Origin of the sequence: Picosynechococcus sp. PCC 11901, assembly GCF_005577135.1 — a bacterium.
Taxonomy (GTDB): Bacteria; Cyanobacteriota; Cyanobacteriia; order Cyanobacteriales; family MRBY01; genus MRBY01.
Map to the genome: position 1 here is coordinate 1,005,589 of NZ_CP040360.1, position 12,950 is coordinate 1,018,538.

General features: G+C 50.4%; 13 protein-coding genes. 6 read left to right on the forward strand and 7 right to left on the reverse strand.

All coding sequences use genetic code 11. The features are described 5' to 3' along the window. The first annotated feature begins 10 nt into the window (after positions 1-10). Positions 11-667 (forward strand): phycobilisome degradation protein NblB, encoded by a 657-nt coding sequence (gene nblB / locus FEK30_RS05810; RefSeq protein ID WP_138072299.1) that lies wholly within the window; start codon positions 11-13, stop codon positions 665-667. 174 nt (positions 668-841) lie between these two features. Here nblB and petL read toward each other — a convergent pair whose 3' ends face one another. After that, a complete protein-coding gene (gene petL, locus FEK30_RS17215; protein ID WP_099240448.1) occupies positions 842-937 on the reverse strand; it encodes a cytochrome b6-f complex subunit PetL in 96 nt (31 codons plus the stop codon). 137 nt (positions 938-1,074) lie between these two features. After that, on the reverse strand, positions 1,075-2,961 hold the full coding sequence (gene ftsH2, locus FEK30_RS05820) for an ATP-dependent zinc metalloprotease FtsH2 (protein ID WP_138072301.1): 1,887 nt from the start codon (positions 2,959-2,961) through the stop codon (positions 1,075-1,077). A 386-nt stretch (positions 2,962-3,347) separates the two neighbouring features. Here ftsH2 and FEK30_RS05825 point away from each other — a divergent pair, with 386 nt between their 5' ends. Then, entirely contained in the window at positions 3,348-4,379 is a 1,032-nt protein-coding gene (locus FEK30_RS05825) for a DMT family transporter (RefSeq protein WP_138072303.1), read from the forward strand. Here the strand turns inward: FEK30_RS05825 and gcvH are convergent. From gcvH to pdhA, 4 genes are all read right to left on the reverse strand, one after another. Further along, positions 4,358-4,756 (reverse strand): glycine cleavage system protein GcvH, encoded by a 399-nt coding sequence (gcvH, locus tag FEK30_RS05830; RefSeq protein WP_012305985.1) that lies wholly within the window; start codon positions 4,754-4,756, stop codon positions 4,358-4,360. The genes FEK30_RS05825 and gcvH overlap by 22 nt on opposite strands. Before the next feature lie 179 nt (positions 4,757-4,935). Continuing rightward, positions 4,936-5,058, reverse strand: a complete 123-nt coding sequence (locus FEK30_RS17070; protein WP_255447972.1) for a hypothetical protein — start codon at positions 5,056-5,058, stop codon at positions 4,936-4,938. Positions 5,059-5,073: 15 nt separating this feature from the next. Then, positions 5,074-6,399, reverse strand: a complete 1,326-nt coding sequence (locus FEK30_RS05835) for an aminopeptidase P N-terminal domain-containing protein (protein WP_138072305.1) — start codon at positions 6,397-6,399, stop codon at positions 5,074-5,076. A gap of 157 nt (positions 6,400-6,556) precedes the next feature. Beyond that, complete coding sequence (gene pdhA, locus FEK30_RS05840; protein WP_138073755.1) at positions 6,557-7,588, reverse strand: pyruvate dehydrogenase (acetyl-transferring) E1 component subunit alpha; 1,032 nt, start codon at positions 7,586-7,588, stop codon at positions 6,557-6,559. 278 nt (positions 7,589-7,866) lie between these two features. Between pdhA and FEK30_RS05845 the strand changes: the two genes are divergently transcribed. The 4 genes from FEK30_RS05845 (at position 7,867) to FEK30_RS05860 (ending at position 12,340) form a co-directional block, all read left to right on the forward strand. Beyond that, entirely contained in the window at positions 7,867-10,020 is a 2,154-nt protein-coding gene (locus tag FEK30_RS05845; RefSeq protein WP_138072307.1) for an IMS domain-containing protein, read from the forward strand. Further along, entirely contained in the window at positions 10,020-10,598 is a 579-nt protein-coding gene (locus FEK30_RS05850) for a metal-binding protein (RefSeq protein WP_138072309.1), read from the forward strand. The genes FEK30_RS05845 and FEK30_RS05850 overlap by 1 nt, the downstream gene beginning before the upstream one ends. Before the next feature lie 2 nt (positions 10,599-10,600). After that, entirely contained in the window at positions 10,601-11,074 is a 474-nt protein-coding gene (locus tag FEK30_RS05855; RefSeq protein ID WP_138072311.1) for a phosphoribosyltransferase, read from the forward strand. 78 nt (positions 11,075-11,152) lie between these two features. Further along, positions 11,153-12,340, forward strand: coding sequence for a GNAT family N-acetyltransferase (locus tag FEK30_RS05860; protein WP_138072313.1), 1,188 nt, complete (start codon positions 11,153-11,155; stop codon positions 12,338-12,340). 35 nt (positions 12,341-12,375) lie between these two features. Here the strand turns inward: FEK30_RS05860 and FEK30_RS05865 are convergent, their stop codons facing one another. Beyond that, complete coding sequence (locus tag FEK30_RS05865; RefSeq protein WP_138072315.1) at positions 12,376-12,897, reverse strand: TolB family protein; 522 nt, start codon at positions 12,895-12,897, stop codon at positions 12,376-12,378. Positions 12,898-12,950: the final 53 nt, after the last annotated feature.

Here is a 12,950-nt window from a genome sequence, read left to right on the forward strand (position 1 = left end):
AAACATCTTCATGGCTTCCCTTGAATCCGTCCGACAACTGCTTTCTTCCGATAGCTTTGGCGATCGCATTTCCGGCTTAAATCAGCTCCGGGCTTTTTCGTCCCAGGATGCATTTCCCCTGATTCAGCCCCTCCTGAGTGATCCCGAAGCACGGGTACGTTATGCGGCGGTCAGTCAAATGGATGCGGTGGGCCAAGGCTTTGAAACAGAGGCTTTGGCACTACTCCGCCATACCCTTTTTAATGATTCGGAATTGGATGTCAAGGCAGCAGCAGCCGATGCGATCGCCGGCTTAAAAATTGCCGAAGCCTATGATGATTTGGCCCAGGTGTACCATTCCACCTCGGAGTGGTTGTTGCAATTCAGCATCGTGGCAGCCCTCGGTGAATTGGGCAATCCTAATGCCTTCGATTTACTCAAAGAAGCCCTCAAATCAGAAACAGAATTGGTGCGCACCAGCGCGATCAGTGCCCTCGGAGATCTAGGCGATCGCCGTGCTATTGAGCTATTAACTCCCTTTATTGCCGATCCCGATTGGCAAGTGCGCTATCGCTTGGCCCAATCCCTAGGACGGCTGGGGGGTGAAGAAGTTAAGCCCTTCCTAGAAACCCTAGCCCAGGATGAACAAGTGGCAGTGGCTGACGAAGCAAAGCACCATCTTAATTAGGTTTTATCGTAATCAAAGGGACTCATTTTTGAATTTTTTCTGCTTAACCATAGCATTCGTTTTTAACTGAATAAGCAACAAAAAACTGCCTCGGATTTTTCATGTCAATGATTTCTCCTGGGGCAGTTTTTTAGAATGAGTTTCTAACGAAATATCGCGCTAAAAATCAATTCCCTAGATAATGTTTGCGGCCCGTAGACCAAGGAAGCCAGCAAGGGCAATACCAGTGAAAACGACGATATAACCCGCAAAAGGAATAATGGCAGCCATCTGATGTAGTCCTAATAAAAACATTGCCACTCATTATAAAGGAAAGGGCGATCGCCCCAAAAAGTTGACCCAAGAAAAGAGGGAACAAGTCAGTGACTAGCTCCCCCCGATCCTTAGATTAATCTCAAATTATGGGTTTAGAGTTGTGGCACAAACTGCTCCTTTTCGGGAACGGTTGTGTATTCCGCTACAATCTGCCGGAACTCTTCTCCATCGATAGTTTCTCGTTCGATCAGCAGATCTACGAGACGATCAATGACTTCTCGGTTATCACGCACCAGTTTGCGGGCAAGGCGGTGGGCTTCTTCGGCGATAATCCGAATTTGCTCATCAATGCGCGAAGCAACTTCTTCAGAATATTCCGAGCGGTTCATAAAGCCACCACCAAGGAAAACTTCACCCTGTTGGCTTTCTAGAGACAACGGGCCAAGATCACTCATCCCAAAGCGAGTCACCATTTGGCGCGCCATACCGCTGACCTGTTGGAGATCACCCCCAGCGCCGGTAGTCACTTCATCATGGCCAAAGATTTCTTCTTCGGCGGCGCGGCCTCCGAGGGCACCAGCAATGCGGGCCATTAGCTGAGATTTCGTCGTTAAACCCTGTTCCTCGTTAGGGGTGAACCAGGTTAAACCTTGGGCTTGGCCACGGGGAATGAGAGTAACCTTCTGCACCGGATCGTGATCCTTGAGTAGGGTACCGACAATGGCGTGGCCCACTTCATGGTAAGCAATCAGACGCTTACTCTTGCTGTCAACGAGGGGTGTCCCTTCCATCCCAGCGATCACTCGGTCTACGGCGTCATCAATTTCCGCCATGGTGATTGCTTCTTTACGGCGACGGGCTGTGAGAATTGCTGCTTCGTTCAAGAGGTTAGCGAGATCAGCGCCACTAAAACCAGGCGTCCGGCGGGCGATGACATCGAGAGAGATTTCGTCAGCAAGTTTTTTGTTGCGAGCATGGACTTCGAGGATGCTCAAACGACCTTTGATATCGGGGGTGTCCACAGTCACCTGACGGTCAAAACGACCGGGACGCATTAACGCAGAATCTAGCACGTCGGGACGGTTGGTTGCGGCAATGATGATGATGCCAGTATTACCCTCGAAACCATCCATTTCCGTTAGAAGCTGGTTCAAGGTTTGTTCCCGCTCGTCGTTACCGCCACCGATGCCTGCACCCCGTTGACGACCAACGGCGTCAATTTCATCGATAAAGATCAGACAAGGCGCATTTTCCTTGGCTTTTTTGAAGAGGTCACGGACACGGGATGCACCGACCCCAACGAACATTTCGACAAATTCAGAACCAGAAATACTGAAGAAAGGAACACCCGCTTCACCGGCGATCGCCTTTGCGAGGAGAGTTTTACCCGTCCCAGGAGGCCCCACAAGCAGTACCCCTTTGGGAATTCGTGCCCCCACTGCAGTGAATTTTTCCGGCTGTTTCAGGAAAGTGACAACTTCTTGGAGTTCTTCTTTTGCTTCTTCGATGCCAGCAACGTCATCGAACATGATGCCTGTTTGGGCTTCCATCATGAACTTAGCCTTAGACTTGCCGAAGTTCATCGCTTGGCCGGGGCCACCGGGCATATTGTTGGAGCGACGGAAGAGGAAAAATAGTGCCGAGATTAATAAAATTGGGAAGATAAGATTGCCGAGAATGCCCCATACAGCGCCGTTGTTGCTAACAGGGTGAGAATCGAAATCTACCTTGGCGTCCCGGAGCTTACTAATCAGCTCAGGAGAATTACCCGGTAAATCAACCCGGATTTGTTGCACACGGTTATCGAGTTCTGGGTCAACCGCTTCGATGATCGCTGTGCGGCCCCCTTCGTAGAGATCAACACTTGTTACCCGGCCAGCATCCAAATACTCAAGGAAGCGGCCATAGCTCATGCGGATGTTGGCGCTATTACCAACGAGGTTGGAGGGATTTGCCGAAAAGGCTCCCTGCCAGACAAAAAAGCCGATCACGAGTAGGGGAAGTGCCCAGAGGACAACGGTTTTCCAAGATGGTTTCATGGGTTAATCTTTGTTATGTTTGATTCAATAAATGGATGCGGCGAGAAGCAGCACTGGGCCACTCATCTTTGCAATCCCTAGGGGCGCACCACGAAGCAAAGGTTTCCGCGCTTGTTAGCAATATAAAAAGAAAGCGTTGCTTAGGGGCTTTGCCTATAAATTGGCATTTTTATGACGATGTCTTAACTAAATTTAACTTAATTCTCATTTTGATAGCAACTTTCTGGGATTTTCTTAGGGCTAATCGCTGCTTTTCGCTGGGTGAGGGGTCTGCCGATGATTGGCTGCGTTTCCCAGGCAAAGGAAGGACTGATCGTTTTCTACTGTAGATTTGGTTAAGGTTAAATATTTAATTCAATTTTTTAGATTTTCAACGTGATTTTGCTGTGATCTCTCCTTCCCCTGTGCCCCAAGACTCTCTGACCGCCGATGCGGCGACTCCCCATGACCCAGTTTCCCCTGATTCATCAACCCAGTCGCCCTTGCAATGGACTTTATTTTTGCTCATTTTGGCGTTGCTGGCAGTATCGTTTGCGGCGATTTTTATCCGTTGGTGTAGTACGGAGCTAGGGGCCGGGGCCACGGTTTTTAATCGGTTGTGGTTGGCGACGGTGGTTTTGAGCTTGTGGGAGCTGTTGAAACCCAGGGCAGATGATCGCAATGTTACGGCGATCGCCCCACGGATCACCGGCAAAGATTATGCTTTGTTGCTTTTGGTGGGGGCGGTTTCTTCGAGCTCTGTGGTGCTGTGGGCGCTCTCCCTCGCCGAGACAAGTGTGGCGAATTCGACGGTTTTACGCAATTTGACGCCACTGTTCACGACCCTGGGGGCTTGGTTATGGTTACGCCAAAGTTTTGACCGACGCTTTCTCTGGGGTCTGGTGGTCGCTATGGGGGGGGCGATCGCCATTGGGGTGACGGATTTCCAGTTGGCCTGGCAGCATTTGACCGGGGATCTGCTGGCCCTACTGTCAGCCCTTTGTTATGGCGTGAATTTGCTCTTGGTAGAAAACCTGCGCGATCGCCTGGGGGCCAGTCAAATTTTGCTCTGGCGCTGCGGTTTCGGTTGTCTGTTACTGTTGCCTTTTGTGTGGCTCACCGAAGACCATCTGTTTCCCCAGTCCTTGCCAGTATGGGGAGCCGCCATTGGTTTAGCAATTCTGTGTCAGTGTTTTGGCCAGGGGCTAGTGGTCTATAGTCTCAAAACCTTTTCGTCTGGCTTTGTGGCGATTTTTCTCCTTTTGGAGCCAATTATTACGGCGGTGTTTGCCTGGGGTCTCTTGGGTGAGACGTTAACGCCGACCAATGCGATCGCCTTTTGCGGGGTGCTTGGGGGAATTTATCTGGCGAAATCGGCCCAGACCCAAAAGCCCCAAACCCAAGCTGCCACCCAATCCTATTCTTCGCCTGCCACCTGAAGCCGGTATTCTTCGGCGGTCATCGTTTCGGCGAGCATTTCATCGTCGAGGTTATCGACCCGCACTTTGATAAACCACCCTTCTTCGTAGGGGTCTTCGGAAACCATCTCTGGGGATTGGATCAATGCCTCATTACGGTCAATGACAGTGCCAGAAATCGGCGCGTAAAGATCCTCGACAGCCTTGACTGATTCAATGCTGCCAAAGGTTTCGCCCACAACAATTGCATCCCCTTCCTCTGGTAACTCTAGGAACACAATATCCCCCAATTCATCGATGGCATGGGCACTCAAGCCAATGGTGGCAATTTCCCCATCGAGGCGAATATATTCGTGGCTATCTAAATAGCGGAGGTCATCTGGATATTCGAGTTCCATAGTCAATTTCTCTAGGCTGGAAGGTTGCAGGGCACAGACAGAAAATCGCCATGGATGTGTCAAGTCTGTACAACCCTTGGGCTACTTTATTCTGGAATTTTGGCAAGATCAAGGCTTAACCAGAAATTTGTTACGATTCCTGGGTCGTGGCAACCATGGCCGTAACGCCTCAAGGCCCATTAGCGGCGATCGCCTTTTATTTTCTGACCGATTTTAGTGCCCATTTCCGTTTTCGCCGACCAAAATAGATAGACCGTTAGACCCAGAAAAAATAGCCCAAATCCGAGTAAATCACGCTGCATCTCGAAAATGCCTCCCTAGCGCTCTAGCTCTTTAATTTCTTTGGGGACAGCCGCCGTCAAAACCTCATGGCCCGTTTCTGTAACCAGCACATCGTCCTCGATACGAATGCCAATGCCCTTCCAGTGGTCGGGAATTTCTGGCTGACCTTCGGCCGGTTCAATGTAGGGGGAAATGTAAATACCCGGTTCAACGGTGACAATATTGCCCGCCGCAAAATTCGTCCAAGCATCCTTTTCCGGGCCAATTTTGTAGATCCCTGCGTCATGGACATCTAACCCCAACCAGTGGCCCGTGCCATGCATAAAGAAAGGCTTATATTTCTCCCCTTCGATCAATTCTTCGAGATCGCCCCGGAGTAATCCCAAATCCAATAACCCCTGGGTGATGACCCGCACGGCAGCGGCATGGGAGCTTTGGTAGGAATGTCCGGGTTGGACGGCTGCAATGGCTTGTTTTTGTGCTTCGAGGACAATTTCGTAGAGGGTTTTTTGTTCCGGGGTAAATCGGCCACCAATGGGGAAGGTGCGAGTAATGTCGCCGTTGTAGTAGTCATAGCAAGCGCCCGCATCGATCAAAAGTAATTCGTTGTCCTGGAGTTGGGCGCTATTTTCAACGTAGTGCAAAATACAGGCATTGGCGCCCCCAGCAACAATGGAAGGATAGGCAAAGCCGGCAGCCCCTTCGAGGCGGAAAAGGTGTTCGATTTCGGCTTGAACTTGGTATTCATAGAGTCCAGGTCTTGCATATTCCAGTGCCCAGAGGTGGGCTTTGGCAGAAATGGCTGTGGCCCGACGCATGAGGTCTAGTTCCGCTGGGCTTTTGACCATGCGCATCTGATGTAAAATTTGCCCCGGATCTTCAAGGGCAGTGGGGCCTGTACCGCGCTTCGAGCGGGTTGCCAGGAGACGTTGGTAGTGTTGCAGAATCGTTTGGTTGAATTTTTCGTCCCGGCCCAGGTGATAAAAAAGGCGATCGCCGCCCTTGAGGTATTCCGGCAGTTTTTCGTCTAATTCTTGAATTGAGTAAGTGATGTCCGCGCCAAATTTTTCCTTGGCCCCTTCGACTCCGGCCCGGTAGCCGACCCAAATTTCCTGGGCCAAATCCTTTGGTTGTACAAACAGAATAAATTGATGTTCTGGGTGGTGGGGAGCGAACACAGCCACCGCATTGGGCTCATTGAAACCCGTTAAATAATAAAAATCGCTATCTTGGCGGAAATTATATTCCACATCGTTATGCATCACCGCGTGGGGCGCACTGCGTAGGATGGCGGTTCCCTGGCCAATTTCGGCCATGAATGCTTGGCGACGCTGTTGGTATTCCTGCGGTGTAATGCCCATTGATTTCTATCGATTTGCGCTTGTTTTGAGTGAATAAAATGGTAGCAAACTTTTCTGCCCCCGAATTTAGCCCCGGAAATTGACCCATGAAAAAAGGTTGGCGACTTCACCCAAAAGGCGATCGCCAACCCTAACTTTACAAATTAAAGATTCTGTTTTAGCTTTCGGCAAAAATGTATTTACGCAGATCCGCCGGGTTGGGTTCAGGGCTACTTTCAGCGAAGGTCACAGACTCATTCACAACCGCTTGGACTTTCTCCTCAATCGCTTTTAATTCCTCAGCGGTGGCTAGGCCCCGATTGGTGACAAATTTTTCAAAACGTTTGAGTGGATCCCGCTGGGCCCAGAATTCTTTTTCTTCAGCAGACCGCAATTCGTCGGGATCGGCGAGGGAGTGACCCCGGAAGCGGTAAGTTAGTGCTTCGATCAAAGTTGGCCCTTCTCCGGCTCTGGCTCTGGCCACGGCTTTTTGGGCCACATCCCGCATTGCCAACACATCCATCCCGTCCACTTCATAGCCAGGCATCCCGAACACACTTGCTTTCTTATAAATTTCCGGCTGGGACGTTGCCCGTTCATGGGCCATACCAATTGCCCACTTATTGTTCTCTACGACAAATAAAATCGGCAATTTCCAGAGGGCCGCCATGTTCAAGGTTTCAAAAAACTGACCATTATTAGACGTCCCATCCCCAAAGAAACAAGCCGTCACATTATCAGCATTTTTATTGCCCATCACTTCCTGGCGGTATTTACTTTGGAGAGCCGCACCTGCCGCCACCGGAATGCCTTCCCCGATAAACGCATAGCCCCCCAGGAGACCATGCTCTTTTGAAAACATGTGCATTGAGCCGCCCCGACCCTTGCTGCAGCCTGTTTCTTTACCAAAAAGTTCCGCCATTACTTCCCGTGCGGGAACCCCAGCGCTGAGGGCGTGGACGTGGTCACGGTAGGTACTACAAACAAAATCTTCCCCCTGCCGCATTGAGCGAATCACCCCAGTGGAAACCGCTTCCTGACCGTTGTAGAGGTGGACAAAGCCAAACATTTTGCCACGGTAATACATCTCAGCACACTTATCCTCGAACAAGCGTCCTAAGGTCATATCTTCGTAGAGCATGAGGGCTTCTTCTTTGGTGATCTCTACCGAAGAACTATCAAATTCTGGGGCTGTCCGTTCTTTATGCATCATTAACATTCAGGATTTTTCGGTTAGTCTTATGAGTCGATCACGCGGCGCGAGGGCTGTGTGAAATCTGCAGTAACAGTTTAGAATCAAATTGACTTCCATAGAAGCAAAGCATCATCGGTTCAATCGCTTAGCAATCAACAAACCAGAGGGTCTGAGGTCTATGTTCTAAGGATTGCGGGGCTCGGTAACGCTACAGCGTGCAACCTATGGTGTTTAAAATTCTTTGGTTAATATAACCTTAATTGACCTGACTTTTGCTGATAGGAAAGTAAACTGTGCGCATTCCGCTCGACTATTACCGCATCCTATGCGTCCCCGCCAAGGCAACCACTGCCCAAATTACCCAAGCCTATCGCGATCGCCTTTCCCAATTTCCCCGTCGCGAACATAATGCCTTGGCCATTGAGGCCCGCAACCGGATTATCGAGCAAGCCTTTGAGGTGTTATCCCAAACAGAAACCCGCGCCATCTACGACCATGAGCTGTCGGGCAATATGTTTCGTTCCCTCGTCCCCAGCCGTCCGAAACTGCCTTTCCCCGATCGCCCCTCCAGTGACACAGAGTTAGAAGCCCTGACGGCCCACCAACCAACCATTGACATCGCGGAAAAAGATTTACCGGGGGGACTGCTATTACTCCTCGACTTGGGGGAGTACGAATTAGTGCTGAAGTGGGCTGCCCCCTATCTCAAGGGCAAAGGCAAGTTGGTCAAGGAAGGGAAATTTGGGGCCGTCGAAGTCGTCGAGCAAGAACTACGGCTTTGTTTGGCCCTGGCCCACTGGGAATTGAGCCGGGAACAGTGGCTCCAGCAACATTACGAACAGGCGGCTCTCTCCGGTCAGAAGAGTCAAGAGCTATTGGTAGATGTGGCACAATTTGCAGACCTCCAACGGGAAATTCAAGGGGATCTCAATCGCCTCAGACCCTATCAAGTTCTAGAACTTCTGGCTCTACCCGAATCAGAAACCCAAGAGCGACAACGGGGCTTACAACTGCTCCAGGAAATGTTGAGCGCTCGCGTGGGGATTGATGGCCAGGGGGACGATCAGTCGGGTCTAAGTATTGATGATTTTTTGCGCTTTATCCAGCAGTTACGCAGTTATCTGACGGTGCAAGAACAGTTAGATCTCTTTGTGGCAGAATCAAAGCGGCCTTCGGCGGCAGCGGCCTATCTAGCAGTGTATGCTCTCTTGGCTGCTGGGTTTTCGCAACGGAAACCAGACCTGGTCGTGCAAGCCCAGACCCTATTAAAACGCCTCGGCAAACGCCAGGATGTTTTCTTGGAGCAATCAATCTGCGCCTTACTTTTAGGTCAGCCAACGGAAGCCAATCAACTATTAGAACAAAGCCAGGAACAGGAGGCGATCGCTTACATTCAAGAGCAGTCTGAGGGGGCACCGGATCTACTCCCAGGCCTATGTCTCTACGGGGAACAATGGCTGAAGACAGAGGTTTTTTCCCATTTCCGCGATCTCCGGCAACGGCGTGAAGATGGCTCTGTTTCGTTGACGGCTTACTTCGCCGATCCTGAAGTGCAGCAATATCTTGACGATCTCCTCAAGGAGGCTGTCCCCACACCCACACCACATCCAGACACAGAAAGTACAGCGGCCCCGTCGGAAAAGCCACCGGAAACATTACAGTCAGAAACTGGTGTTTCGCCGCATCCCAGTCGTCCCGCCAAGGTTGATTCCTTTGAGGATCTCGTCACTCAAACTCCCGCTACAGTTCCCCCGGCACCGCCTTCTCCTGGTGTAGCACCTGTAACTGCGGCATTAAACCCAGACCCGGAAGCGTCTTTCGTTTCGTCAAAATCAGTTTCGTCAAAAAAGTCTATCGGGCCTTGGGGGGCGATCGCCGCTATCGTGGGGAGTGTTTTGCTGGTCGTGGGCCTGGTGCGAATTTTGTCTGGCCTAACTACCCAGGAACCCTTACAGATCACCCTCAACGGTGAGCCACCCCTAACAATCCCCAGCTTAGATACCGCCGAGGCAAATAATAATCCGGAGAATGGGACAACCGATACAACGACGACAACGTCTGCGCTCAATGAGGCGATCGCCGCTGAGGTGATTCAAACTTGGTTTGAGAGTAAAGCTAGAGCCTTTGGCCAAGACCGTGATTTGGCGGCCCTAGAAAATATTTTGGCAGAACCGTCCCTGTCCCGCTGGCGCAGTAGTGCCCAGGCCGTCCGCAGCGCTGGTACCTATCGCACCTATGACCACAGTTTGACCATTGAAACGGTGAGCTTCAACCCAGACCAACCCAATGTGGCGACCGTGGAGGCTCAAGTACAGGAAAAGGCAGATTATTACCGGGCGAATGGGGAGCGCGATCCCGGCCAGTCCTATGATTCTGACCTGCGTGTCCGCTATAGCTTGGTGCGCCAAGGCGATCGCTGGTTGATTCGTTCTTCCCAAACCCTGTAATGCCTTCTGGACGCACCCACGATCAGATCACGTTTTGGGGGCTGCCCGTGGTGGTGGGCCTTGGTTTTTTTCTGCTGCGGCGGTGGGAATTGGCCCTCATTCTGAGTTTGGCCTACCTGTTTAGCGGTTTGATGTTTGGCCCGGACTTGGATATTCATTCCGTGCAGTTTAAGCGTTGGGGGTTCTTCCGCTGGATTTGGCTCCCCTATCAAAAAAATCTCCGCCATCGTTCAGCCCTTTCCCACGGGTTTTTAATTGGTACAATTGTTCGTCTGCTTTATTTAGGGACGATTCTGCTGTTGGTCACAATGGTTGGCGTGGCGATCGCCCAACTAATACTTGATTTTTCCTGGAATTGGCGCACTGCTTTTCTCAATGCCCAGCAACAGTGGCAACAACATTATTGGGCGGAAAGTTTGGCCCTTTTTGTGGGGCTAGAAATCGGGGCGATGAGTCATTCCGTCAGCGATTGGCTTGGCTCGATGGTTAAACGTTCCCAAAAACAAGGCTTATTTTCTTTCTTTTCCCGAAAAAAGCGCAAAAAACGTCGTAAATCCTCCCGTTCTTCCCGAAGATAACCATGGCAGATCTCCGCATTAGTTGGACAGAGTACCACCATTTAATCGAACAGTTGGCGGCACAGATCGAAGCTTCTGGCTGGCAGTTTAATCAAATTCTCTGTTTGGCGAAAGGTGGCTTAAGGATTGGTGACATTTTGGCACGCATTTTTGACCAACCCTTGGCAATCCTCAATGTGGCTAGCTACGGTGGCACCGGCAATCGTGAGCAAGGCCAACTCCATTTCGCCGAGAATTTTACGAACTTTGGCCCCCTGGGCGATCGCCTTTTACTGGTAGACGATTTAGTTGATTCGGGGCGGAGTCTCCAGCAAACCCAGACCTGGCTCCAAACCCAAGCCCCCCAGATTACAGAAATTCGTACCGCCGTCCTCTGGTACAAAGGCCATTCCCAATTTCAGCCCAATTACTTTGTCCAGCATTTGCCTGATAATCCTTGGATTCAGCAGCCCTTTGAGCATTACGAAAAATGGTGAGCCATGCCCAGGGAGAGCCATGCAAAATCAAACGAGATCCATTAAGGTATAAAAAATTCTTAAATTTTGCCCAAATCAATGGTTGCCCCGTCGCAAATTACCGTTACTTGGCACAGTGAAATCGCGGAAATCCCCAAAGCTGCCTGGGATGCGATCGCCGCGCCATTGAAAACCCCTTTTTTAGAATGGGATTGGCTCCACAATATTGAACTGTCTGGCAGTGTCGGCCCCCGGACGGGCTGGCAACCCTGCCATCTCTCGGTGCAGCGGGATGGAGAATTTATTGCCATGGCCCCCCTCTACATCAAAGGCCACAGCTACGGCGAATTTGTCTTTGACCACCAATGGGCAGATCTGTCCTACCGCCTGGGCCACGAATATTACCCAAAACTCGTGGGGATGACTCCCTTTACGCCCGCCGTGGGCTACCGCTTTCTCATTGCCCCCGGCGAAGATGAATTGACCCTCTCCCAGGTCATGGTCGCTGCCATTGATCAATTTTGCGATCGCCAACAACTTTCCGGCTGTAATTTTCTGTTTGTCGATCCCACTTGGCAAAAAACCATGGAACAACTCGGCTTCCGGGCTTGGCTCCACCATGGCTACATCTGGAGTAACCAGAATTTCGACAACTTCGACGACTATCTCGGTGCTTTTACCTCCAACCAACGCAAAAATATTAAGCGCGAACGCAAAGCCGTTGATAAAGCAGGCTTATCCCTCAAGATGATGACCGGGGACGAAATTCCCGCCCATTACTTCCCACTCATTTATCGTTTCTATAGCAGTACCTGCGACAAATTTTTTTGGGGGAGTAAATATCTCCGTAAACCCTTTTTTGAAACCCTAGAATCTACCTATCGCCATCGCGTTGTCTTAGCCGCCGCTTACACGCCAGAAGATGACAAACATCCCGTCGGTTTATCTTTTTGTATCCGCAAAGATAATTATCTTTATGGTCGTTATTGGGGGGCCTTTGATGAATATGACTGTCTCCATTTTGAAGCCTGCTATTACAAACCGATTCAATGGGCAATCGAACAGGGGATCACGATGTACGATCCGGGCGCTGGCGGAAAACATAAGCGACGACGCGGTTTCCCGGCAACCCCAAACTATAGCCTCCACCGTTTTTATCAACCCCGCATGGGCCAAGTTTTAGACGCTTATATTGATGAAATTAATGCCATGGAGCAACAGGAAATTGAAGCGATCAATGCGGATATTCCCTTTAAGCGCCAAGAGGTTTACCTAGATTTCTCCTAAGTAACCCTGCAAAATTTTTGATTTTTTTTACGTCGTTATTCTACATCTAACTGGCGGCCATTGCGATCATAAACGAGGATATCCCACTGGCCATTTTCAGCCGCCTCAAAGGCGATTTTAGACCCATCAGCACTAATGGTTGGATTACGCACTTCTTGGTTTAAGTTGTCGGTTAAATTTCGCTTTTGTTCAAACTCGCGATCATAGAGATAAATATCAGATTCGCCGCGACGATTGACCGCAAAGACAATGTAGCGACCATCTTCAGAAACGGCAGGGTGGGAGGCAATTTCATTCAGGGCATTTAGACCAGGTAACAGGATTGTTTGCCTGGTACTGGTATCGAACAAATAGATATCCTGGGAGCCGTTGCGGTCTGAGGCGAAAACAAGGTAAGGTTCGGCGATCGCCGGGTCAAATTCGAGGGCTCGACTATTTAAACTGCGGCCACCGGGATCAACGGGAAAATTAACAATGCGCGGATAACCAACGCAGCTCTGGAGCAGCAAACCGAGGCTACCAAGGAGAAAACTACGTAAAAAAAGAACATAGCGCATAGGTCAAGGGAAATCAAAGGGCGGGCGATCGCCAATTTTTCTATAATATTGTC